Origin of the sequence: Bacillus sp. EB106-08-02-XG196 (genome assembly GCF_013396335.1) — a bacterium.
In the GTDB taxonomy this organism is placed as follows: domain Bacteria; phylum Bacillota; class Bacilli; order Bacillales; family Cytobacillaceae; genus Neobacillus.
The window spans coordinates 1-24,032 of sequence record NZ_JABWSY010000018.1 but is presented as its reverse complement, the minus strand read 5'-3'; the positions used below and the strand labels follow the sequence as shown (position 1 = coordinate 24,032).

19 protein-coding genes are annotated in these 24,032 nt (G+C 38.8%); 3 read left to right on the top strand and 16 right to left on the bottom strand.

Translation table 11 applies throughout. The annotated features are described in order from the left end of the window. Positions 1-183: 183 nt before the first annotated feature. Together MLOOGBEN_RS23680 and MLOOGBEN_RS23675 are read left to right on the top strand one after the other, a co-directional pair. Positions 184-1,608 (top strand): sigma-54 interaction domain-containing protein, encoded by a 1,425-nt coding sequence (locus MLOOGBEN_RS23680; RefSeq protein WP_306430767.1) that lies wholly within the window; start codon positions 184-186, stop codon positions 1,606-1,608. Positions 1,609-1,710: 102 nt separating this feature from the next. Continuing rightward, on the top strand, positions 1,711-2,070 hold the full coding sequence (locus tag MLOOGBEN_RS23675; protein ID WP_179160751.1) for a hypothetical protein: 360 nt from the start codon (positions 1,711-1,713) through the stop codon (positions 2,068-2,070). A gap of 50 nt (positions 2,071-2,120) precedes the next feature. On the opposite strand, the gene MLOOGBEN_RS23670 is transcribed toward MLOOGBEN_RS23675, so the two are convergent. The 5 genes from MLOOGBEN_RS23670 to MLOOGBEN_RS23650 form a co-directional block, all read right to left on the bottom strand. Continuing rightward, positions 2,121-2,390 carry a DUF1292 domain-containing protein gene (locus MLOOGBEN_RS23670; RefSeq protein ID WP_179160750.1) on the bottom strand — a complete coding sequence of 90 codons (270 nt, stop codon included), beginning with the start codon at positions 2,388-2,390 and terminating at the stop codon, positions 2,121-2,123. 85 nt (positions 2,391-2,475) lie between these two features. Next, a complete protein-coding gene (locus tag MLOOGBEN_RS23665; RefSeq protein ID WP_179160749.1) occupies positions 2,476-3,000 on the bottom strand; it encodes a type 1 glutamine amidotransferase domain-containing protein in 525 nt (174 codons plus the stop codon). An 85-nt stretch (positions 3,001-3,085) separates the two neighbouring features. Beyond that, the gene (locus MLOOGBEN_RS23660) at positions 3,086-3,949 is read right to left on the bottom strand and encodes a DUF3307 domain-containing protein (RefSeq protein WP_179160748.1); all 864 of its coding nucleotides are present in this window, start codon (positions 3,947-3,949) and stop codon (positions 3,086-3,088) included. A gap of 20 nt (positions 3,950-3,969) precedes the next feature. After that, on the bottom strand, positions 3,970-4,749 hold the full coding sequence (locus MLOOGBEN_RS23655) for a hypothetical protein (protein ID WP_179160747.1): 780 nt from the start codon (positions 4,747-4,749) through the stop codon (positions 3,970-3,972). Between the two features lie 107 nt (positions 4,750-4,856). After that, entirely contained in the window at positions 4,857-7,064 is a 2,208-nt protein-coding gene (locus MLOOGBEN_RS23650) for a helicase C-terminal domain-containing protein (RefSeq protein WP_179160746.1), read from the bottom strand. A gap of 122 nt (positions 7,065-7,186) precedes the next feature. Here MLOOGBEN_RS23650 and MLOOGBEN_RS23645 point away from each other — a divergent pair, with 122 nt between their 5' ends. After that, positions 7,187-7,927: a YqcI/YcgG family protein gene (locus MLOOGBEN_RS23645; protein ID WP_179160745.1), complete on the top strand. Its 741-nt coding sequence runs from the start codon at positions 7,187-7,189 to the stop codon at positions 7,925-7,927. Positions 7,928-7,946: 19 nt separating this feature from the next. On the opposite strand, the gene MLOOGBEN_RS23640 is transcribed toward MLOOGBEN_RS23645, so the two are convergent. From MLOOGBEN_RS23640 to MLOOGBEN_RS23590, 11 genes are all read right to left on the bottom strand, one after another. Then, a complete protein-coding gene (locus MLOOGBEN_RS23640) occupies positions 7,947-9,188 on the bottom strand; it encodes a glutamate-5-semialdehyde dehydrogenase (RefSeq protein ID WP_179160744.1) in 1,242 nt (413 codons plus the stop codon). Between the two features lie 13 nt (positions 9,189-9,201). Beyond that, positions 9,202-10,308, bottom strand: coding sequence for a glutamate 5-kinase (gene proB / locus MLOOGBEN_RS23635; protein ID WP_179160743.1), 1,107 nt, complete (start codon positions 10,306-10,308; stop codon positions 9,202-9,204). A 350-nt stretch (positions 10,309-10,658) separates the two neighbouring features. Then, entirely contained in the window at positions 10,659-12,908 is a 2,250-nt protein-coding gene (locus tag MLOOGBEN_RS23630; RefSeq protein ID WP_179160742.1) for a DEAD/DEAH box helicase, read from the bottom strand. Between the two features lie 136 nt (positions 12,909-13,044). Continuing rightward, entirely contained in the window at positions 13,045-14,400 is a 1,356-nt protein-coding gene (locus MLOOGBEN_RS23625; RefSeq protein ID WP_179160741.1) for an aspartate aminotransferase family protein, read from the bottom strand. A 16-nt stretch (positions 14,401-14,416) separates the two neighbouring features. Then, on the bottom strand, positions 14,417-15,883 hold the full coding sequence (locus MLOOGBEN_RS23620) for a CoA-acylating methylmalonate-semialdehyde dehydrogenase (RefSeq protein ID WP_179160740.1): 1,467 nt from the start codon (positions 15,881-15,883) through the stop codon (positions 14,417-14,419). A 134-nt stretch (positions 15,884-16,017) separates the two neighbouring features. Next, positions 16,018-17,292, bottom strand: a complete 1,275-nt coding sequence (locus MLOOGBEN_RS23615) for a PucR family transcriptional regulator (protein WP_179160739.1) — start codon at positions 17,290-17,292, stop codon at positions 16,018-16,020. Between the two features lie 74 nt (positions 17,293-17,366). Next, positions 17,367-17,585, bottom strand: coding sequence for a hypothetical protein (locus MLOOGBEN_RS23610; protein WP_179160738.1), 219 nt, complete (start codon positions 17,583-17,585; stop codon positions 17,367-17,369). Between the two features lie 29 nt (positions 17,586-17,614). Continuing rightward, positions 17,615-19,084, bottom strand: coding sequence for an NCS1 family transporter (locus MLOOGBEN_RS23605; protein WP_179160737.1), 1,470 nt, complete (start codon positions 19,082-19,084; stop codon positions 17,615-17,617). A 160-nt stretch (positions 19,085-19,244) separates the two neighbouring features. Next, positions 19,245-20,663, bottom strand: coding sequence for a dihydropyrimidinase (gene hydA, locus MLOOGBEN_RS23600; protein WP_179160736.1), 1,419 nt, complete (start codon positions 20,661-20,663; stop codon positions 19,245-19,247). A 15-nt stretch (positions 20,664-20,678) separates the two neighbouring features. Further along, entirely contained in the window at positions 20,679-21,965 is a 1,287-nt protein-coding gene (gene preA / locus MLOOGBEN_RS23595) for an NAD-dependent dihydropyrimidine dehydrogenase subunit PreA (RefSeq protein ID WP_179160735.1), read from the bottom strand. Positions 21,966-22,043: 78 nt separating this feature from the next. Next, positions 22,044-23,408, bottom strand: coding sequence for an NAD(P)-dependent oxidoreductase (locus tag MLOOGBEN_RS23590; RefSeq protein WP_218781309.1), 1,365 nt, complete (start codon positions 23,406-23,408; stop codon positions 22,044-22,046). Between the last annotated feature and the right edge of the window lie 624 nt (positions 23,409-24,032).

Genomic DNA, 24,032 nt, shown 5'->3' with positions numbered 1-24,032 from the left:
TTCAAAATATAATAATGCAAGTATCGTGCCAAATATAAAATGCTATATAAATAAGGTTTTTATATTAATTACTGCAAAATATTTTTGCGCAAAATTATTAATTATTTATAAATGCAAAATTATTTTGCACTGTTTAGCATTTTCTGTTTTAATAGAAACATAAACAATAAGGGGAAAACTCTCATGGAAAATATGAAAATGACCATCCAATATTTGCAATATCTTAATTCGATGTATAAAAGGATTTTGGACGAAGTGGATGTTGGTGTCCATGCGGTAGATGCTTCGGGGAATACGGTTATCTATAATAATAAAATGGCCCAAATGGAATCGATGGACATCCTAGATGTAATGAATAAAAATTTATTAGACGTCTTTATGTTTAAAGAAGATCAATCTAGTACGCTTGTAAAAGCGCTCCACGATAGAAAAGAGACAAAGAATGTTAAACAAACTTATTTTAATAATAAAGGCCGTGAAATTACCACCAACAACAATACGATTCCTATTTATGAAAACGAAGAGCTGCTGGGTGCGGTTGAAATCGCCAATGATGTGACAAAGCTGGAACGTTTAATGAAAGGGAATATCACACGTAAAGGGAATACCAGATACACCTTTGATAGTATTACAGGAAACAGTACAGCTATTAAGGAAGTGATTGAAGGTGCCAAGCGTGCAGCACGGACCTCTTCTTACGTCTTAATTGTGGGAGAAACTGGAACTGGAAAAGAATTGTTTGCACAGAGTATTCATAATGCAAGCAGCCGATTTTCGGGCCCTTTCATATCTCAAAATTGCGCGGCATTGCCTGATAATTTAATAGAAAGTCTTTTATTTGGTACAAAGCGCGGTGCCTTTACTGGGGCGATTGATCAGCCAGGATTATTTGAACAGGCAAATGGCGGTACCTTGTTACTTGATGAGATTAATTCACTTACTCTAAATCTTCAGGCTAAATTGCTTCGTGCACTTCAAGAAAAAACGATCCGCCGTGTCGGGGATACAAAGGATACCCCAATTGATGTTCGGGTGATTGCAAATACCAACGAGGACCCAATAGATGCAATAACCAATAATCATTTGCGTAAAGACTTATATTATCGTCTTGGAGTTGTTACTGTCTTTATTCCGCCTTTAAGAGAGCGTAAAGAGGATATTCCACCCCTTGTCCAACATTTTATCAAGAAATACAATGACCGTTTTCAAATGAATGTAAAGGGCTTATCAGAAGAGGTAAAACAATCATTTTTGGAGTATGATTGGCACGGGAATGTTCGAGAGCTTGAACATATTATTGAAGCGGCGATGAATATTATTATGGAGGATGAAGAAATCATTGGATACTCGCATCTCCCGTTTCAATATCGCAGCAAATTGCATGTAAGAGAAAGGAACACTCCTTCTGTCTCCGTGGATATGTTTTTGAAAGAACGAACAGATATGACAGCTTCACTAAAGGAGCAAATGGAATACTTTGAAAAGTCCTATATTGAACATGTCTGGAAAAATAATGATTACAATATTTCAAAAACGGCAGATGTACTAGGATTAAGCCGTCAAAGCCTTCAATATCGGATGAAAAAACTGAAAATTAAGCAAGATTAACACAAGATTTTCTAAAAATGTCGGAAATTATTCAAAATATTTGCAGGAAATTGTCGATAAATAAAGGAATATATAAGTAGACCAAAAAAAGGAGGAGAATAAATGAAGAAGATATTAACCTTACTTTGTACTAGTTTAATTGTTTTATTGATGTTTGTAGGTCCAGGGAATCCTGTACAGGCCGAAGAACCAGCTGACGATTGTACCTGTCATGAGCTAGAACCTCTAACAGGTGTAGAAAGAAATAAAATCGTTGCGTCATTCATTAGTACCAATGAGTTTAAGTCAAAAAAAGCTGAATTAATTAGTAGTGGTTACAAGTGGAATGGAGCAAAAACGATAGAGGTAATATTACCTGCTGAAGGAGTGACTATGATTGGTGTTCCATTTATTGACCAAGATGGAATTCCATCAGTGAATGTTTTCATTAATGGGGCTTTTGTTGGGACTTCTCCAATGTAAACTAATATTCAGATAAAAAGCTGGCAGCTGCCAGCTTTTTATCTGAATATTTACTCTTCATCATCCATAATCTCATCAAAAGCAGTAGAAACTTTATCAAATTCCTCATCGCTTTCGATGGCCATTAAATCTCCATCCTCGTCGACTTTTAGAAAGAAAATATCAATGTCGTCTTCTGTTTCCTCTTTAATATCTTCGACAAATCCTACCGCCACATAATTGGTACCCTCTATATTGATGGAAGCCAGTACTTCTACTTCCTGCTCCTGCTCTGTTTCATCACTAATCGTAAACACTTCGCCTACTTCAATATTAGCCATGTTATATTCTCCCTCTCATTTTAAGAATAAGCATTTCATTCAATCAGTATCTCTAAAAAAGCTGAAAAAAATGCCTAGAGATCACTTATTTTTGCTCGATTACCTTAATAAACTCCCGCAAATAATCTGGTAAATCTGGCGGTCGTCTGCTAGAGACGAGGTGTCCATCAACCACAACCGGTTCATCATACCAGGTTGCACCCGCATTTTCCATATCATCCCTAATTCCAGGCGTACTAGTTACCTTTTTACCCTGCAAAATTTTTGCCGAAATTAATACCCAGCCAGCATGGCAGATTTGTCCAATCGGCTTGTGCTTTTCTTCGAAATGCTGAAGCAGTGAAAGTACTTCAGGAAAGCGGCGAATCTTATCTGGTGCCCAGCCTCCTGGCACCAAAATGGCATCGTAATCCTCCCCTTTGATATCACTATAGGAGTAATCTGATTTAGCCGGAACACCATATTTTCCTATGTACTCTTCCCCCGCCTTTTCACCCGCTAAGTGAACAACGGCTCCCTCTTCTCTTAATCTGAGTATTGGATACCATAGCTCAAGATCTTCAAAATCATGATGGACAAGACTAACAACTTTCTTACCTTCTAAACGCATAATACTTCCCTCCTCCTTCCAGTTATTATGACATAAAAAGTCCAAACCAACAAAAAGACACCACTCTTCTAATAATCAGTGGTGTCTACGTTAAAACTTCCCGCAACAGGATACCAAGGGTAATTCCTATGAACATCGATGTAAGTGTACCCAATAGAAAGTACTCTGCCCAGTTCCGGTCATCCATTTGTTTGAACCGCGCAATGGACTTGGCAGCTACGATAAAGCCAATCGCTGGATAAGCACTGTAAAAGGTTAAAACTAAAACTAGTAATCTCTCAAGATAGCCAATTAATTTCCCACGTGAAAGATCATGCTTGCCAAAAATCGTATAGTTGTATTCCTCAGCCAACGCCCTATTCCCATTATAATTCTTTGTATATAGAGCTTCTTGTCTTTCATTTTTAAACGTATATTTACCTTCGAAGGTTAATAGCTGATTAGGCAAAGAGCCTAAAAGAATCTTTATTAAATACCCGCTTACAGTCGTTGCGAAAATAATCACGATAAGGGTGAATAACACAGCGTTTACGGTGCTCAATTTTTCCCCATCCAGAAAAAATTTATGAATTCCTGCAAGATCTATCCCTAAAAAGAACTGCCCAGCAAGCAAAATACAAACTAGATGCAGCAGTTGATCAATAATAAAGAAACTTACCTGATTTAAGTTTTCTTCGTTACTAAATTTGATGGTATTCTGGAGCTTAATTTTTAGAAAATCAATGAAATAATGGCTAATACCGATAAATAGTAATAGGATAATTAGGTTGTTAATAATACCGATTTCTTTATTATTAAACATGTAAAAGACAATCAGCACTAGTCCATTCATCAGAAAATGGTGGCCGATATGTTTCTTAATATAATTGATTTTATCCTTTACCATTTCATCTGTTTGCAGATAAAAGTCTGCAATGAGATGGGCGAGAATAAGGCAAAATAATAACATGAATACTCCTCTCTATTGGGTCATTGCTTTATCAAATTTATTTTTAAATGATTTCTAATTGATTCCATTAATGCTGAACTTAAAGCTTGTTGTTTTACCGGATTATCACGATAAGATTTTTCCTGTAGAGAGTCAAGGATGGTAATCAATTGATAAAAAACAGTTAGTATTTCTTCACTTTTCCCTTTTTTATAATGGCTAGAGATAGTTGGTGCCGTTTTCCCGAGCAGTTTTCCTACTGCTTTTTGCTGCTCCAAAATAAGGTAAAATGTACAAACCTGCTCCTGAATTTGTGTTTGACCCTTCATCATGATTAACTGGACACTTAATAATGAATTTATTAATATTTCAAACTCTGACCGAAACTGATTATACTGAAAACCTGGATTTTGATAAAATTGATCAAGTTCAAACTTAAATAAAGGTCTTACTTGTTCCTCCTTCAATAAATCATTCGCATACCTTGCCTGTTTGATTAAGGGATGGATCCACTTCTCTATATCTACTTCCTCTAACTCTTTGTCACTATCACCAAAAGACAAGCCAATATATGGCGGATGATCACGGTATTTCCAAATCCTGCTTATAAAAAAGGCCAAAATGTAGGCAGTGGAATATCCATAACCAGCAAAGATGATCTCATCGCCCGCTCTGTGCTTTACTTTAACATGACCGATTTTCTCAGACCAAACGTTAAGCCAGCATACCAACTCATCTAAGTAATTAGTCAATTTATCTCCCATGTCACCAGACGAAGAGTTACTGACATCGAGAATAAAGATTGAGATAGGATAGTTCATATTTTACTCCTTTATCACAAAGTTAGATTATATAGTCTAATTTTATAAAAGTTAGAGTAAATAGTCAAACATATACTTTGGTTGATAAACCTATCTAACATCGGAAATTAAATGACAACAAAACTTCTCCATTCTTGAGGAAGGAGGTCTTGATATTGTCTTTGCAGAAATCGATCATCTACCAAAACAATGGTCCCATGGTCCTCTTCAGAACGAATTAATCTCCCGCCAGCCTGTAACACTTTATTCATACCGGGATAAACATAGGCATAGTCATAACCGTTTCTTTCCTTTTTGTTAAAATGATCTTTAATAAGATTCCGTTCATAACAAAGCTGTGGAAGACCTACACCCACAACCACCACACCATTTAAGCGATCACCCTTTAAATCCACTCCTTCTGAAAAGACTCCGCCAAGAACGGCGAATCCAATTAATGTCTCAGGTTGATTGGGTTTGAACTTTTTCAAAAATTCTTCCCTTTCCTCCTCAGACATTCCTGCACCTTGAAGCAAGGTATTAGTCTCTGGAAATTCTTTAATAAACTCATCATATACAGCAAGCAAATATTGATAGGAAGGGAAAAAGATTAAATAATTTCCTGGCCGATTTTGAACTAAGGAATGAATCATGGTTACAATGGCTGGCTTCGTTCTCTCTCGGTCACGATATCTAGTCGACAACGGCTTTATAAAAATATCCGTCTGTTCCTCTTTAAATGGCGAAGGTATCGAAAGTAAATAATCCTCATCTTGACCGCCAAGAATATCCTGATAATAAGAAAGAGGTGAAAGTGTTGCTGAAAAAAACACCTTCGAGCGATAGCCTTTTCCCATTTTCTGAAGCAATTTTGATGGATCAATACAAAATAGCTTTAGGGTTACATCGTTTTTGTTCTTTTCTCCATAGATAACATAGTGATCATCGAGTAAATCAACTATTTTCAAGAAAGAATTCACCTGGAAGTACAGCTCCAGAAGGGTAGGAGAAGTTTCTTTTAATAAAACGATTTCGGCTTCTTCTTTAAAATGATTCAGCAGCAGTACCAATTCTTCGTCTAACTGCTCTAAGGTAAATTCATTCAACTCACTGCCGGTCTTTTTCAAAGAAATAAACCAAGAATTGATTTTTGAAACACTCTCATAAATTACTTTATTGACAGTCTTAAACTCCTTTTTCAATTGAAGAAATAACTCTTTGTTAAGTGAGGCAGAGAACATCTCTCTACCACGATCAACTAGATTATGTGCTTCATCAATTAATAAAAGTGTGGACTTCTTTTGCTCTTCGAACAGGCGCTTTAATGATACACGCGGGTCAAAAATATAATTGTAATCACAAATGACAGCATCAGCAACATATGCAAGATCAAGAGAGAATTCAAATGGACAAACGGTATGTTTACGCGCATAGTTTTCAATTTCCTCACGATTCATACAGTTTTCATTGGCTGCGATATCTAAAATGGCCTCATTTATTCGATCATAATACCCATCAGCAAATTCACAATAATCCTTTTGACATTTTGTTTCATCCTTAAAGCAAACCTTGTCTTTGGCTGTAATCGTAACATATTTCAAACAAAGCCCGCAGGACTCCATTCGGCCGACCGCCTCTTCCGCGGTAGTCCGTGTTATGGTCTTAGCGGTAAGATAAAATATTCGATTTACGTGCCCTTCTCCAATCGCTTTGAGTGCTGGGAACAAGGTGGATATTGTCTTTCCAATCCCAGTTGGTGCTTTTACAAACAAACTCTTTTCATCAGAAATAGTCTTATAAACACCACCAGCTAATTTCCTTTGGCCAGAACGGTAGGTTTCAAATGGAAAAACCAATTGTTTACTGCTCTCATTTCGTTCTTTCCGATGATCATGCAGTAATTTTGCATAGGGATAATAGCTCTCTGCTACTTCCTGAACATATGTAAGCTGTACAGACATCTCCTGTAAATGTTGATCCTTTGCATATATATACGCGTACATTTTAGCTTGAGCCCAATGGACGGGAAGGCCGTCATCTCCAAGATATTCTAAGTGCTGAGAAGTTGATTTAATTTCATCGATAATCACTTCTCCATCCCGGTACAATAATCCATCGCATCTTCCATCAATTGAAAAAATAAGGTCCTTGATGGGAAAGTCTGCTCGAAGATAGACCTCCTTTTGATCAGATTCTTGATAGGTACGTTGGATTTTTTGGTGAATTCTCGTTCCCTCTAACATCGTGGACTGTGACCTGAATCTAGAATCAATACTTCCACTGCTATAAACATGTTCCACGAGTGTTCTAACCGCTATTTGAATGGTATTTGCCAAGAATATCACCTGCTCAAAATCAGAATATATGTTTGTATAAATTATAACAGAATCCCAAGCATTTTGGGACACTCACTCGAAATTCTACTCTCGCATAATCTAATGTGGAGAGGAGTAAGGATATGTATTTAGTTACTAAGGAAAACGTTCACTATATGGAGCTTGAATCCTGGAAAAAAGATGCCATTAACAAATTCGATTTGAAAATGATGGATAAAGAAAAACCTTTTCCATGTATTCCAGCGACATTGGGATACCAATTGAACCAAATTTGCTTTGGATTTGTATCAAATCCAGAAAAATCAATAACATCCAAAGAATTGGCAGCTGTGTTAAAGGATTACTCGAGTATTTATAAATCTATTGGCACCTATACATCATTAGTCATTTTTTACGAGCCTTCTTCAGAAAGAGCCAGGAATCCCTCAGTAGAACAATTTGAACAGTTGTTTTGGGAACAACTGATTCAACTCAGCAAAATCGATGAAGTGGAATGGCCGCGGCATATTCCTGCCAATCCAATGCAAAGCTTGTGGGAATTTTGCTTTCACGGCGAACAATACTTTATGTACTGCGCGACTCCTTCGCACATTAATCGAAATAGCCGCCATTTCCCCTATTTCATGCTAGCGATTACGCCTAGATGGGTACTAGAAAAATTCACATCATCACCCTTACAGGCTGAAAAAATAAAAGCAAAAATAAGAGACAGATTAACTAATTATGATTCCATTTCGATTCATCCTAATCTAAACACGTATGGGCAAAAAGATAACTATGAATGGAAACAATATTTCCTCCGTGACGATGAAACAACATTATCAAAATGCCCCTTTCATAAAAAAAATAGAGAACAAGAATGAACTTGTTCTCTACTATTTATTACGAACGGATTTGTCCTGTTCCCTGCACAATTGCCTTTGAGGTCGTAATAGCTCGTAGCCCCATTGGTCCTCGTGCATGAAGTTTTTGTGTACTAATGCCAATTTCCGCCCCATAACCGAATTGTTCCCCGTCAGTAAAACGAGTTGAGGCGTTGTGATAGACAACAGCCGCATCCACCGCCTGTAAGAATACCCGTACATTATTATCTTGTTCACTTATGATGGCTTCAGAATGCTTTGTACCATACGTGTCAATATGATGTATGGCTTCCTTCACATCTTTAACCAATTTCACTGCTAAAATTGGCGCTAAAAATTCTGTACTCCAATCCTCTTCCATTGCACTTTTTATGAATGGATATTGTGCTGCTAGCACTTCGTCACCACGGAGTTCTACTCCCTTTTCGTTAAGAGAATGTAGTATTTCGGAAACATACGGCCAACTTTCATGAATAAGCAGGGTCTCAGCTGCATTACAAACAGAGACACGGTGCATTTTTGCATTAATAGCAATATCGATGGCCATTTGCTTTTGAGCAGTTTCATCAATAAAAACATGACAATTGCCAACACCTGTTTCAAGTACAGGGACAGTTGCATTTTCGATCACGGATTGAATTAAACCGGCACCTCCACGGGGAATCAGCACATCAAGATATTGATTTAGTTTAAACATTTGCGCTGCCGTTTCCCTGCTTGTATCCTCGAGCAGCTGAACAGCATCAGCTGGGATTTTACTATCAGCAAGAGCCTCACGCATAACCTTTACAAGTGCCTTATTAGAATGAATAGCGGAGGTACTTCCCCTTAAAAGAACAGCATTTCCCGCCTTTAAACAAAGGCTCCCTGCATCTACCGTTACATTCGGACGAGCCTCATACACCATGCCGATGACACCGAGCGGAACCCGCACAGTATGAATCTGTAAACCATTTGGACGCTCCCAAGCCTCAATGGTTTCCCCGATAGGATCTTCGAGTTTAATTAACTGATGAATCCCTTCAACGATCTGTTGTATTCTCTCTTCTGTTAGCAATAACCGATCTAATAAAGAAGGGGTAAATCCTTTTTCCTCTCCCGCTCGAATATCCTTCGCATTTTCTGTTACGATCCATTCCTTCTCTCTCAATAATCGGTCTGCCATTTTCGCTAAGGCTTCATTTTTTTCTTCCGTTGAAAGAATAGAAAGTACCTTAGAGGCTGACCTTAACTTCTTAGCCTTTACTAATAATTCACTCATACTAGACCTCATTTCACTGCAGACTAACCCAGTTATTACGATGAATCGCCTCTGCACGTTTATTGATTGAAAAGTTTTTCGTCTTTTCTCCAGGTAAGCCTTTTACCATTTGTAAATTTTTTGCAGAATAATAGATTTGACCTTTACCTATTAATTCCCCTCTTTGATTGTGTACCTCGACAACATCCATTGCATTAAATTCACCGATAACGTTCGTAACGCCAACTGGCAGCAGACTTTTTCCATTTGTAACAATGGCTGCTTCTGCCCCTTCATCAATCTCAACAATGCCAGCGGTTTGAGAATGGAAAGCAATCCATTGCTTTTTCATTTGCATTTGGGTTTCGAAGGAGCCGCCAATATAGGTCCCGTCTCCTTTGCCCTCTAAAATGCTCGAAAGCTTTTCCTTCCCCTGCCCCTTCCCGACAAAGACGCTGACACCGAAGGATAGAGCTTTTTTCGCTGCTAACAGCTTTGATTTCATTCCACCTGTTCCGACCGAAGAACCACTTTCTCCTGCCTCTTCAAGGAGTTCTTCATAAACCCTTGGGATAAAATCATACTTCTTTGCGTCCTTTACTACTTTGGGATTACCGTTATATAGCCCATTTACATCGGTTAAGATGATTAGAGCATTTGCATGCAAAAACCCGCTTACGAGCGCTGAGAGCATATCATTGTCACCAAAGGTCAATTCCTCAATCGAGACCGAGTCGTTTTCGTTAATAATCGGTAAAACGCCCCTTTGTAACAGTTCAGATATCGTGCTGTATAGATTGTGAAACCGCTCCAGACTATAAAAATCCTCTCTAGTTAGTAGAATTTGAGCAGGTACAATACCAAACTCTTTAAATTGTAAAATATAATGCTGCATTAATAGTCCCTGTCCAACTGCTGCAGCTGCCTGCTTTCCTGCTGTACTTTTTGGTCGAGCCGGATACCCAAGTGCTCCAAACCCTGCTGCTATTGCACCGGATGAGATGAGAATGACATCGTGCCCTTGTTCTTTTAAATGGGAAAGTGCCTCGATGTGATCACGGATTTTTTCTTCAGATATCGTGCCTGATGCTGTTGTTAGCGAGCTGCTTCCTATTTTTACAACCACGAGTTGTTTCTTCATCCTACTCTTACCCCTCTTATAAAAAATAAAAAAACGACTCTTCTGTCCCTATAAAAAGGACGGAAGAATCGTTTCCGCGGTACCACCTTCATTGATGCTTTTAGCATCCACTTAACTCCGTAACGAGGGAAAACGGCTTATGTTTACATAAGCGGCTTGATAGGGCAGGTTCAATCTTTTTCCCGTGAGAAACCTTACAGCCTTTGGGTTTCACTCTCTTTCACGTTTCCAAGTTTACTAATCCCATACCATTAACAATTTGTAATTTTATTTATTATCTATAGAAAAGACTGAAATGTCAAGGGTGTTTTTTGAATACTTAAATTTCATTTTTACGTTTTGTTTTTGTTCTATAAGTCATTTGTTACTAACTGTCCAATCAAATAATCACATATCTTTTCTGAATTTAATCTTGCTGCGATATAGGGGGGCTGCAGACCTTTTCCTCTTCCTAACGGAAATCCGAGCCAGAGAATATGCTGATCCATGAGGATAAACGGGAAGGTGTATCCTTCCTCCTGCCAAGAATCTGGCTGTAATTCTGGCCAGGGCTTTTCAGAAATTACGATAAGCGTTGCGGTGTGATGCCGATTAACTAAAACATTTACCCATGATTCAGGTAAGACAATATTTACAGGCAAGGAAATAATGATGGAAGTCCTTGCATTTTCTATGTCCTTGAGGACCTTTTCTAATTTTAGTGCATGTATCCATTGTAATTTAGGAAGCTGATTTTTTATCCAAGTGCCAATATCCTTTGTCCTAACACTTTGTTGATGTTTTTCTTGATGTTCAACTAGTTGTCTAATCGTTTTCCTATTATAGACATGCTTACGGATAAACGCGATATTACCAACATGAATAAATTTCCCCTTTGTTCTCGTGATAGCAACATTGATAAGCCGTTCACTGTCAATTCCAGTTAATAGCATCCCTGCACGTTCCTGTGGGTTAGAATCAACTGTATCGAAAATCATAACATCTCTCTCACTGCCTTGAAAGCGGTGAACAGTTGCAGAAACAATATCTGCAGATAACACTTCTGTTTGATATAAATCCTGCAGTAGGAGGTCCATTATATTTGCTTGCGCTCTGTAGGGGGTTACATATCCAATAGACCTAGCGCCGCCTAGGTAGGTTTCATGAATTAATTGAAAGGAAATCAGCGCCTGCCAGATATTTGATCTAGAATTAGAGCTTTTTTCCGTTAAAGAAAATGCGCCCATATAGCTTGTATCTAATAGGATTGACGCACGTCCTGGAAAAGGACATTTTTCTACTATCTGATTTCTACTGCTATGGACACTTGCATGGTCGCCAACTAGAGAATGATAAATGTATTGATTGGTAAAAGCTGAGATATCTGGGTGCATCCTCCGCTGTTCTTTTAATAAAAATAAGTGCGGATGAAGTTTTCCAGCCTCAACCCAATCCACCACACCCGCTCGATGAAAAACATCCTCTTTTAACCATTTTGTTACAAGTGAGTCCCGAGAGGAGGCAATCGGTGGTAATTGTTTAAAATCTCCACAAATGATTACTCTTTTACCAAGTGCAGCAGCAAAAGCAGCCTGTGGTACGTAGGCCATACTTGCTTCATCAAGAATGACTACGTCAAATTCACGGCCATAAATAGCGGGATCACTGGCAGCTTTAGCCAGTGTGGAACCCACCACCAATGCATCCTTTACAAACTCTATTTCCTTTTGGCGGATTTTTTCTAACACTCTTGCAAGCTTTTTCTCGAGCTCCAATAACTGATTGGAGTCCCGTTTACTAAAGGAACGTGCTAAATCCTGTTTTAAATTCTTCCGTTCTTCCACTAAAGCTTCTTTATCTTCAACAAGACTGTGTTCTTGCTTCTTGAGAAGCTGACTGGTCGTAAGCGCTTCTTTGCTGTCTTCTGCCACACCCGTATTATATCCGTAACGAAGCACGTCACCTTCGCGAAACCGGTCCTTCTTTTTTATGAATCCTGAAATTTCTCTTATTAATACGTCAACTGCCTGGTTACTGTGTGAAAGGATAAGGACCGTTTTATCTTGGAAATATTTATTAGCCGCAACTCGTGCTAATGTATACGTTTTACCGGTCCCAGGGGGTCCCCAAACAAAAGTGACGGGGTTGTACTTTGAACGTAATACCAGTTCATGAACATTGCTTTTTATCTTTTCTTCAGGATGCTTTGCGGGCATCGAGGGGTTCATTAATCGATTGACTCTTACTCGTTTTTGCTTACTTTCGTTTATTTCATCTAAACGTTCAACGAGCTGTTCAAGCAGCTCCCAAGGATCATGATAAATATACGCTTCCGGGATTAAATCACCTAGCGATTGCTCTAATTGAACAATTATTCCCTTTCCCTCGGATGAAAGGACTCGTCCACCCTGCTTTATTCCTCCCCATACAAGTGTGATGGAAGATCCAACTGGAACTTTTAATGAGAAAGCAGTGTCGAAGTAATAGGTAAACGTACCATCTTTGGATAGTAATCTGCCACTTGTTACTCTGTATTTGTTGCTGCCATATTTTTTTAAGTAGATCATTTCATTATGTAGTGCCTGCTGCCATTCTTTAATATTCATTACAGTCTTCGTCATTTTCTCATCCTTCTAATAAAAAAGCTTCTTATAAATTACAACCATAAATGGTGAATCTACTATAGCATGTTTACGATGCAAAAATAAACTTAAAGAAGTCCTAAGTGTTTTTTCAGCACTAAGGACTTCTTTATTCTTATTTGATTTTATTAATTGAATCACTAACCGTTTTGATAATGAATTGTATATCTTTCAGTTCGATATTTAAAGGAGGTGATAGGGCTAATACATTATTGTACCCCGCCACTGTTGCCCCGTTTTTACCAATTAATAACCCTTCCTGCTTACATGAAGCAATTACTTGATTAACTAGAGCAGCATCTAAAGGTTCCTTTGTTTTCTTATCCTTGACTAATTCAATTCCAATTAATAGACCTTTACCGCGGACATCACCGACAAATGGATGATTTTGAAGAAGATTTGTTAACTCATTTACTACCTTATTCCCAAGGTCACGAGAACGGTCAAATAAATTTTCATTTTCCATAATCTCTAGGTTCTTTAATGCTAAGGCGCAAGCTGCCGGATTACCTCCAAAGGTGTTAACGTGACGGAAGTAATCATATTCTTCTGTACCCTTAAAGGCTTCATAAATTTCTTTCCGAACAGCTGTAGCTGAAAGCGGTAAATACGCACTTGTAATGCCTTTAGCCATTGTGATGATGTCAGGCTTTACATCATAGTTCATAAAGCCAAATGGCTTTCCAGTTCGACCAAACCCACAGATAACTTCATCTACAATTAAGAGAGCACCGTGGTTTTCGCAAACCTGTTTGGCTGCCTTCATGTAACCGTCAGGTGGAACTAGGATTCCCCCGCCGGTAATAATCGGTTCCATTATCATTGCGGCTATCGTTTCACTCAGTTCCCACGTCATGGTCCGGTCGATTTCTTTTACTGATGAAAGTTCCATCGGATCCTTTACATTCGTATCGTCGCGGTAGGAATCAGGCGGAGCTACATGAATAAAACCGGGAGCTAAAGGCTCGTATTTATACTTTCTTTGTGCCTGACCTGTTGCCGCCAAAGCTCCCATCGAATTCCCGTGATAGGCACGGTAGCGCGAAAGTATTTTGTAACGGTTAAATTCCCCTCTTTGCTGATGATATTGACGGACGATTTTAAAGGCGGTTTCATTGGCTTCAGAACCGCTGTTTGAGAAAAAGATTACATATTCATCACCAAGCAATTCATTTAACTTTTCAGCAAGCTTAATGGCTGGGATATGGCTTTGAGTTAGGGGAAAATAAGCCATTTCCTTAAGTTGTTCATATGCTGCATCTGCAAGCTCTTTTCTTCCATAACCTACATTCACGCACCATAGTCCAGCCATTGCATCTAAATATCGCTTCCCATCCGCGTCACTTACCCAAGACCCCTCAGCCTTTGTTGCCACGATGGTTGCATTAGGATTATAAGGCTTCATAGAATGCCATACATATTTATCATCTTGCGCAAGTAATTCTTCATGTGGACGACCCGTTTGAACCATGTCAGCCCCTCCTTTTCTATCCATCAAACCGTGATGTAATCATTTTTTTACGTGTATAAAAGTTTAAACCGTCTTTACCGTTCACATGAAGATCGCCATAAAAGGAATCCTTCCAGCCTGAGAAGGGAAAGAATGCCATTGTCGCAGGAACACCTACGTTGATACCTAACATACCCGCATCCGCTTCTTCACGGAATTGCCTGATTGCTTTTGCATTATTGGTATAAATCGTCGCTCCATTGCCATATCTCGATTTGCGTATATACTCCAATCCCTCGTCTAAATCACTCGCTCGCAGCAGACTTAATACCGGGGCAAATATTTCATCCTTGGCGATCGTCATTTCTGGAGTAACATGATCGAAAATGGTTGGTCCTAAGAAATTCCCTTCCGAATGGCCACTCATTTCTCTGCGTCCATCGCGAATTAAATCAGCGCCCTCAAGCACCCCTTTTTCAATATATCCGAGTACCTTATCACGATGTTCCTTTCTAATAACGGGAGTTAATAACACCTCGTCATCCATCCCGTTTCCGATAATCAACTCATCTGCTTTTTTCGTTAATGCCTTAACGAATGTCTGATTGTCCCCGACAACCACCACCGCACTGCATGCCATACAGCGCTGCCCCGCACTTCCAAATGTTGAAGAAATAATATGCTGGACCGCCTTATCCAAATCGGCATCAGGCATAACAATATGATGGTTTTTGGCTCCGGAAAGGGCTTGAACTCTTTTTCCTTTGGAGGCTGCCCGTTCGTATACATACTTAGCAACCGGCTGGGAGCCCACAAACGAGATTGCAGCAATGTCTTCATGGTCAAGTAATCCATTAACGACATCATGAGCACCATGGACCACATTCAATACACCAGGAGGGGCACCAGCTTCAGAGAACAATTCTGCTAGTCTATTAGCCAAGATCGGCGTACGCTCAGATGGCTTTAATACAAAGGCATTTCCGCAAGCTATCGCTAATGGGAACATCCAAAGTGGAACCATCATTGGAAAGTTAAACGGAGTGATTCCTCCGACAACCCCTAATGGATAACGGAACATTTCGGAATCGATTTCCTCTGCGATACCTGATAAGGTTTCCCCCATCATCAGAGTCGGTGCTCCTGAAGCAAACTCTACACACTCAATTCCACGCTGCACTTCTCCATAAGCCTCTTTGTATGCCTTACCATTTTCCAAAACGATTAATTTTGCCAGCGCTTCATGGTTATCACTTAATAGACTGTGATATTTAAAGAGGATACGTGCCCGTTTCGGAACGGGAACCTTCTTCCACTTGTTAAACGCTTCTTTTGCGGCTGCTACAGCTAAGTTCACATCCTCTCTCGTAGAAACAGGCACTTTTGTAAGTAATTCATTTGTTGCTGGATTCGGCACATTAAGGGTCTGATTACTGCTTGAACTTACCCATGCACCATTAATAAAATTCTGTAGCAGTGTTGTATCTTTTTTGGTCACGCTCATACGTTTCCCTCCATCAATAAACTCAAATAGCTAAACCTTTTAAATTAATTATCTATTATTATAGAAAGTTGTTCATTAGACATTCTGTAAGGTAACCATTACTTTTTCTTCCACAAAATGAACACTTTGTATTGTTATTCCATCAATTGTTTTTTACTTTCCAAGATATGGGGCGATAAATAATCCTTAACAAGCAGCATGAACTCAAATGCAACTCGTTTTTCATGATTCATAAAATCCTTACCTAGAAGATTCTCTAACTTTTGGAGACGGTGGTATAGAGTTTGTCTGACAATAAAGAGCTTATTGGCTGTTTCTTGCTTTGACCCATTACACTCTAAATATACTTTTAAGGTCTCTAATAGCTTGCTATTATACGTTTGATCATGATGAATGACTGGTTGAAGATATTCCATGACAAGTTCTTGTAAATCCATATGCCTGCTCATTTGAGAAATAAGTCGATATAAATGTAAATCTTCATAAAAATAGGTTTTTTCCTTAGCCATTTCCTGTTGGATTCGGAGGGTTTCTTTTGCAGTTAGACTGCTCTTATGAATATCTGTTAACCGATCAACAAATTTACCTGCTGCCATAAATATTTTGGATGTGTTCTTCTTCCTCAGAAACTCTGAGTCTTCAATAGCCTCAATTGCTTTTTTTATTCGCTCCTTAACATTTTTATTAGGCCTATTATTTAAAAGAATAACAATCAGTTCATTTCTTTTTTCAACAGAAAATATCGCAAAGCCATTTTGTTCAAAAACAGATTGAAATAATAACTTTATATACGTAACATCCTGATTCGATTTCTCCTTAAACGTGTGCACCTTGGCTAATAAAACCACAGCTTCAGGTGATTTCAGTTTAATCCCATATCCGTGTAAATAATCATGAATACTGTCTAAAGTATGCTCGCCCTCTAACCAGCCTTGGAGCCACTCATTTTCTTCTGCCCTCTTCTTTTCTTCAATAAATAATTTTCTCAAGTCACTAATCTTCCTATATTGTTTGTGAATAATCATGGTATGAATATCCTGGGTAATTTCAACGAATGGAACTTCTTTTTGAAAAATGACAATGGGAAAATTATTCTGATTGGCAATCCTAATCGCTTCAGCTGGAATCTCTGACAAATAAGTTCCCATCTCAATACAAAGACCTGCTGCATGTATTTCAATCAGTTGGTTCAGAATGGAAACAAATAGGTCCTCATTTCCTTTCCAGGCAACACCAGTTGATAAAATCAGCTCATCCCCATTTAAGAGATTACGAATATTGGTGACTTCGACAACATGAACCCATTTTACAATCCGATTTAGACCCTCTTCCCCAGCAATCATGATTGCTTGTTCAAAATGCTTCCGAGATAATATATCTGAAACCGTTAATGGTAAATGATCATTCATCCTATTACTCCTCTACAAAGAAACAAATTCTCAAAAAGGATTGGTATAAGCTACCAATCCCCATCAATCTACACTCACTTTATCCCCAAATTCTGTTTAATGAGTAAACTCGAAAAATACTTTCTTGCATTTGCGGTTCCAATAAGCAATGTTTCTTTTTCTTTACTTGTTGGATGGTAAAATTCAACCGAAGCACCATCTAAATGCTCATGTACAGCATTAATTCGAAAACCCTTCTGAGTGAAAAAATCGAGCTTATCTCTTTCATTAAGATATTGTTGATAATCCGACATTGTACCCTCCTACAAATAAGAAATTTTCATTAATCAAAATTTAAATTGGCAGGCGCTTCCTCTATGACAGACTCAAATTCTTCTTCAATGATCCAATCACGTCCAACTGAGATTCCTAGATATTTATCATCACTCGGATCCTCAAGTTCAGCCTGTTGATACCTCTTAAACCACCAGAATTTTGCAAGCACATAATATATAGCCGCTCCAAGTACGAACCCTACTAAAAAACCATACGCCGGGAATAAATAGGAGATATAACCGCCAATAATCCAAGCAATAAAGCCTGCAAGATTCACGCCGCCCCAATATCTAAATTGTCCATCGTCTTCGTATAGCTCTGGAACATTCACTCGTCTTTTGCGGATTAAATAATAATCAGCAAAGAGAATTCCAACGATTGCAGACAATATACCGCCTACGATTAGAAGAATCGGAATGATGACTCCAAATAACTCCCACGGTTGGACGATTGTTCCTACAATACCTGCTGTAATAACACCCGCCCAAAATGGAAACTTCGGCCCGCCTACATTGGAGAAAATAGTTGCTGCAGGTACTACATTTGCGGCAGTATTCGTTGACCATTGGGCCAATACAATCATCAACAGTAAAATGGCAAGGACAATCCCGCTTGCTGACTCTTGAAGGGCAACTACTGGGTCAGCATTTAATACTGCAATGTAGGATACTGCACCAATTACAATCATAAAAGTTTGTGTGATTGGCATTGCGACAAGGTTTCCAATTAAAGAACTTTTATTTCTCTTAAACCAGTTCTTTTCATTTACTGGAGCTTTCATGAAGCGTGAAATCGATGGAATATCCGCACTCAATGTTGCCCAGAATCCCATGTTGCTAAAAATAACCACCATAAAAGCTGTAAACGCCGCACCACCAGTAACAGGTGATTCTACCCAGCTCCAAACATCTCTTCCAGCAGCCTGTGCTTGGTCAGATAATGAGGAATACATCCAAATAGCGATTAGGATAATAATTGGTGCCGCTAAATCTGCGAACCTTTCAATCGACTTAATCCCTAAAGCAGTATTAATCAATTGGACAATTGCGAAAATAATGAAGCAGACAAACCAATTATCAAACCCAGATAATATATTTAAAATGCCGTTCATAGCTGTCGCACCAAAATACGTGTTGATTCCAAACCAAGCCGAAGCGGTTATGCCCCTGGTTATTGATGGAATGTGGGTTCCAATTGTTCCAAATGGCGCTCGCATATACACAGGAAATGACAAACCATGTTCGATGCCGATATCAGCAATTAAGGATATGAAAAATCCGATAGCGAGTGAGCCAATAATCGTTGCAAGTATAACTAGCGGTAATGAGAGACTTTGGACCCCTGCACCGCCAATGGCAAAGGTAGCAAGTACCACAACCATCCCTACCCACATGAATGAATATCCTAACTTTGTGACTTTCCTGTCTTTTTGTTGAATTGGTAATAAATCAGAAGACTTTAAGTGGCTTTTTTTCATATGAACACTCCTTTTTCGGTTTAAGATACAAAAATGTAAACATCCATATTTACATAACCGACTTTCGACAGAGGTTTTAAAGTGCAATTGCCTGCCTAAGCAAGCAATTGCAGGAGTCGTTCAACAATGAATGGAGAAAATTGTATTCTATATATTGCTGCTAAATAGATAAGGTTTCATTTTGGTTTATTGGAGTATACCCATTGTATTTGGCTCTCTTTAAATATTGGCCGGTTCCTGGTTTTCCTACAAACTGCTTATCACGCACGACAAATTCACCTCGTGATAAAACCGAAACTGGTTCTCCCGTGACTTTCATTCCTTCAAAGGCATTGTAATCAACGGCCATATGATGCGTTTCAGCGGAAATAACCCGCTCTGCCAGTGGATCAAAAATGACAATATCCGCGTCTGCTCCAACGGCAATACTGCCTTTTTTCGGATATAAGCCAAATAATTTTGCGGCTCTTGTGGATGTAAGATCAACAAACTGATTAAGACTTATTCGTCCTTTCCTCACCCCCTCAGAGAATAATATAGATAGTCGATCTTCAATAATTGGCCCGCCATTTGGAATCTTAGTAAAATCGTCCCTGCCTAAATCCTTCTGGCCTTTAAAATCAAACGAGCATTGATCAGATCCAAGCGTTTGAAGCTGACCGCTTTTTAACGCATTCCACAGTACCTCTTGATTCCATTTCTCTCGTAACGGAGGTGACCAGACATATTTGGCACCTTCAAAATTCGGTCTTTCTAGGTAGCTTTGATCAAGAACTAAATACTGTGGGCAGGTTTCACCCCAAACATCAAAGCCCCTGCTGCGCGCTTCGGCAATTTTTTCAACCGCATCGGCACAAGAAACGTGAACGACATATAATTGCGAGTTTGCCAGCCCGGTCAGTTTTGCAGCTCTTCCAGTCGCTTCCCCCTCTAATTCTGGCGGTCTTGTTAAGGCATGATAGATTGGTGCTATGTTTCCTTCTGCAACCGCCTTTTTCGTTAAATAATCAATTACATCTCCATTTTCCGCATGGACCATGACAAGTGCCCCATGTTCCTTTGCTGAGACAAGAGTTCGGAAAAGCGTTTCATCATCTGCTTGGAGAACGTTTTTGTAAGCCATAAATACCTTGAAAGAGGTGATACCTTCTTCGTTAATTACAAAAGGAAGCTCATTCAAAACATTCTCATTGATTTCTGAAATCATTAAATGAAAACCATAATCGATGACAGCTTTTTCTTCTGATTTTGCATGCCAGGTTTGAATTGCATTTTTTAACGAGTCACCTTTACTGGTTAAGCAAAAATCTATTATGGTTGTCGTTCCGCCAAAAGCTGCAGCAATGGTGCCCGTTTCGAAATCATCCTTTGTCACAGTGCCTCCAAAAGGCATATCTAAATGGGTATGAGGGTCAATGCCCCCAGGAAAAATGAGACAGCCCTTTGCGTCGATAACTTCAGCACCATTTGCTGAAAGATTGTTGCCAATTTGAGAGATTTTTCCTTCTTCTATTAGAATTTCTGCTGTAAAGGTATCTGCTGCAGTTACAATGGTTCCATTTTTAATCAGTTTTTTCATACCATTTCTCCCTTCTCATTTGTTACTATCAACCTTACATTTTGTTGCTAGATTCAAGGTTGACTGTCTTTCATTCCAGGACATCGGTGGTAATTCATTTGCCACTTCGACCATATCGATTGCCCCGTCTACCGGGCAGACAATGGAACATAGATTACAGCCAACACAATCTTCCTCTCTAACTTTTAGATAACTTCTACCGTTCTCGTCAGTTAACCTATCAATACATTGATGAGATGTATCCTCACAGGCAATATGGCACTTATTACAGTTGATACAAACATCCGTATTGATTTTGGCGACGATATTATAGTTAAGGTCTAAATTACCCCAATCCGAATACCTTGGAACAGATTTTCCAATGATTTCAGAAACTGACCTTATACCTTTACCATCTAAATAATGGCTAAGTCCTTCAATCATGTCTTCGACAATACGGAATCCGTGGTGCATGGCAGCGGTACAAATTTGCACGCCTGTAGCACCCATTAACATGAATTCAACGGCATCCTGCCAGTTGGAGATTCCGCCAATTCCTGATATTGGGACGTTTATATTTGCATGACGTGCACATTCCGCCACCATATTAAGGGCAATCGGTTTAACAGCAGGACCACAATATCCTCCGTGTGCTCCCTTTCCTGCAACATGCGGGATGGTATTCCATGAATCAAGGTCTACCCCCATCAAACTATTAATCGTGTTAATCATACTGATGGCATCCGCACCGCCATTACATGCCGCTTCAGCAGTAGCGGTTATATCCGTAATGTTTGGCGTTAATTTTACGATAACAGGTGTTTTTGCCACTTCCTTTACCCAATAGGTCTGACGCTCTACAAGTGCTGGTACTTGACCAGAAGCAGAACCCATACCACGTTCAGCCATACCATGCGGACAGCCAAAGTTTAATTCGAGACCGTCAACTCCGACAGCTTCAACCCGCTTAACTAATTCGTGCCACTTTTCTTGCTTTGGTTCCATCATTAAGGATGCGATGATAGCATGGTTAGGAAATCTTTTTTTGGTTTCATAGATTTCTTTTAAATTCACTTCTAATGGCCGGTCGGTTATCAATTCAATATTATTGAATCCTGCCACCCGTTGTCCGTTAAAACTTATGGCAGCAAACCTAGAGGAAACATTCAAAATTGGGTCACCCAATGTTTTCCAAACTGCCCCGCCCCAACCTGCTTCAAAGGCTCTCTGAACTTGATACCCTGAATTGGTAGGAGGTGCTGAAGCAAGCCAAAATGGATTCGGAGATTTTATCCCTGCAAGATTAATACTCAAATCAGCCATATTGAATTCACCCCTTTAAAGTAGAAATGCTTTAGTATTGGAAAGCGCTTACATATTTATATCTTTTTATATGGCCATTTACTGTGCTGTTTCCACGGCCGCAAATTGCTTATGAATACTATAGGCAGCTTGTTTTCCTTGTTGAGCTGCAGTAACCACCATGGCGTCTCCTTTGCCCTTTCCAAAAACAACATCACCGCAAGCATATATTTTAGGATTAGAAGTTTGATAGGTTTCTTTATTTACTTGTACCACACCATTATCATGCTGTAGTCCAAAACCTTCAATTAGTTCCAAATGCCTTGTTTGTCCGATAGCTTTGATGACAGCCTCCACTTGTAAAACATGTTCAGATCCTTCAACAGGAATCGGTCTCCTGCGCCCGTCTTCATCTGGCTCACCAAGATTCATTTTGATACATTCAACCCCGGTTACTCTTCCATGTTCATCACCAATAATTCTATTTGGTGCGGTTAACCAGCGAAATTCAACACCATCTTGTTTAGCAAATTCATATTCAAAATCATAGGCAGTCATTTCTTCTGCGGTTCGGCGATATAAGATTTTTACATTTTCTGCACCCAATCGTACAGAACAAGTAGCACCATCAATAGCGGTATTTCCTGCACCGATGACAACAGCCCGTTTTCCGATAAAATCCTTCGATAATCTTCCACTTTTTGTTTCCTTGACAAACTCAATTGCATCGTAGACCCCGTCTAGGTCTTCTCCTTCTATTCCTAAGTTAGGAACATGTGACATACCTACAGCTAATACGATGCAATCAAAATTTTGAAGTAATTCCTTAGCGGATACATCTTTTCCTACCCTTGTATTTGTTTTAATTGTTACATTAAGTTTTTCAACCTGTTCTACTTCCCAATATGAAATTGTCTGTGGCAGCCTAAATGAGACAATACCATAAGTATTTAAACCGCCAGCTTTTTCTGCTGCTTCTAATATCGTCACCTCATATCCAAATCTGGCCAATTCTCTTGCTGCTGAAAGTCCTGCGGGTCCTCCGCCAACAACAGCAACAGATTTACCATTAGCTGTTCCAGGCTGAAAAAGAGGTTGTTCATTTTTTATTGCCCAATCTGTGGCATATCTCTGCAGGTTTCCAATCATAATCGGTTTTGTCGAATGGTTTAAGACACAAGCCCCTTCACACAGCTCCTCAGTTGGACACACTCTAGCGCAGCTCGCACCAACTGGATTGGAAGTCATTATGGTTTTGGCAGAGCCGAGTAAGTTTCCAGTCGAAATTTTTTTTATAAAAGTTGGGATATCAATGCCTGTCGGACAGGCCTTAATACAAGGAGCATCATAACAATACAGGCAGCGATTTGATTCTTCCAATGCTTCTTGATTTGTAAGTGGACGTTCTACTTCTTGAAAGTTAAGGTCCAGATTGGTATTGGATATCCTCTGTATTTTTTCCAATAAAAAACCCTCCTTTATTTAAAAGTTAATTTACTGAAAATTCTGCATCTAATTTTCATTTTACAGGCAGTAAAAAATCATTACATTATACAATTTGTAAAATGATGCTTGTATTCTACTAACCAATGTGTGAACTAGATTCTATACAACAATTATGCGAATCTATTGTACTTGATGATGATTTGAAGGGAAAAATCGATGAGTAATGTAGTAGATAAATGAAAGATATTCTTGTACCATTCTTAACCTTTTACCAATTTATCACATATGAACAAAAAATTTTGTAAAATTACATCGAACCTATTATTAATATATTTGAGGTAATTGTCTTTTAAAAAATAACTTAAACTCAATGAGTATAAAGGAAAAATGAAGTTAAGGTCTAAGAGACTTTCAACTATCGATAATTGTTTTCCTAAATAAAAGTTCTCGACATTTGCAAATTATTTGCCGAATGTTTTTGTATATGATCAAAAATTAAAGTAACACTAAAAACTAGCAGATGAAAATTATGAAAAAAAGGGATCATTCGTTTTTGAATGATTCCTCAGGCTGTCGAGAAACTCTCGACAGCCTTTTATTTTTTCATAAACTTTAATGATTCACCGCGTTAATTTGATATAA

Bases quoted from the DNA above. Each gene is read 5' to 3' on its own strand.
- MLOOGBEN_RS23610 (WP_179160738.1), bottom strand. From the start codon at position 17,585: ATGTCGGATTATCAACAATATCTTAATGAAAGAGATAAGCTCGATTTT.
- hydA (WP_179160736.1), bottom strand. From the start codon at position 20,663: ATGAAAAAACTGATTAAAAATGGAACCATTGTAACTGCAGCAGATACC.
- MLOOGBEN_RS23675 (WP_179160751.1), top strand. From the start codon at position 1,711: ATGAAGAAGATATTAACCTTACTTTGTACTAGTTTAATTGTTTTATTG.
- MLOOGBEN_RS23645 (WP_179160745.1), top strand. From the start codon at position 7,187: ATGTATTTAGTTACTAAGGAAAACGTTCACTATATGGAGCTTGAATCC.
- MLOOGBEN_RS23665 (WP_179160749.1), bottom strand. From the start codon at position 3,000: ATGCGTTTAGAAGGTAAGAAAGTTGTTAGTCTTGTCCATCATGATTTT.
- MLOOGBEN_RS23625 (WP_179160741.1), bottom strand. From the start codon at position 14,400: ATGGTTCAAACGGGTCGTCCACATGAAGAATTACTTGCGCAAGATGAT.
- MLOOGBEN_RS23615 (WP_179160739.1), bottom strand. From the start codon at position 17,292: ATGAATGATCATTTACCATTAACGGTTTCAGATATATTATCTCGGAAG.
- MLOOGBEN_RS23630 (WP_179160742.1), bottom strand. From the start codon at position 12,908: ATGACGAAGACTGTAATGAATATTAAAGAATGGCAGCAGGCACTACAT.
- preA (WP_179160735.1), bottom strand. From the start codon at position 21,965: ATGGCTGATTTGAGTATTAATCTTGCAGGGATAAAATCTCCGAATCCA.
- MLOOGBEN_RS23655 (WP_179160747.1), bottom strand. From the start codon at position 4,749: ATGAACTATCCTATCTCAATCTTTATTCTCGATGTCAGTAACTCTTCG.
- MLOOGBEN_RS23660 (WP_179160748.1), bottom strand. From the start codon at position 3,949: ATGTTATTATTTTGCCTTATTCTCGCCCATCTCATTGCAGACTTTTAT.
- MLOOGBEN_RS23680 (WP_306430767.1), top strand. From the start codon at position 184: ATGGAAAATATGAAAATGACCATCCAATATTTGCAATATCTTAATTCG.
- MLOOGBEN_RS23605 (WP_179160737.1), bottom strand. From the start codon at position 19,084: ATGAAAAAAAGCCACTTAAAGTCTTCTGATTTATTACCAATTCAACAA.
- proB (WP_179160743.1), bottom strand. From the start codon at position 10,308: ATGAAGAAACAACTCGTGGTTGTAAAAATAGGAAGCAGCTCGCTAACA.
- MLOOGBEN_RS23620 (WP_179160740.1), bottom strand. From the start codon at position 15,883: ATGAGCGTGACCAAAAAAGATACAACACTGCTACAGAATTTTATTAAT.
- MLOOGBEN_RS23670 (WP_179160750.1), bottom strand. From the start codon at position 2,390: ATGGCTAATATTGAAGTAGGCGAAGTGTTTACGATTAGTGATGAAACA.
- MLOOGBEN_RS23640 (WP_179160744.1), bottom strand. From the start codon at position 9,188: ATGAGTGAATTATTAGTAAAGGCTAAGAAGTTAAGGTCAGCCTCTAAG.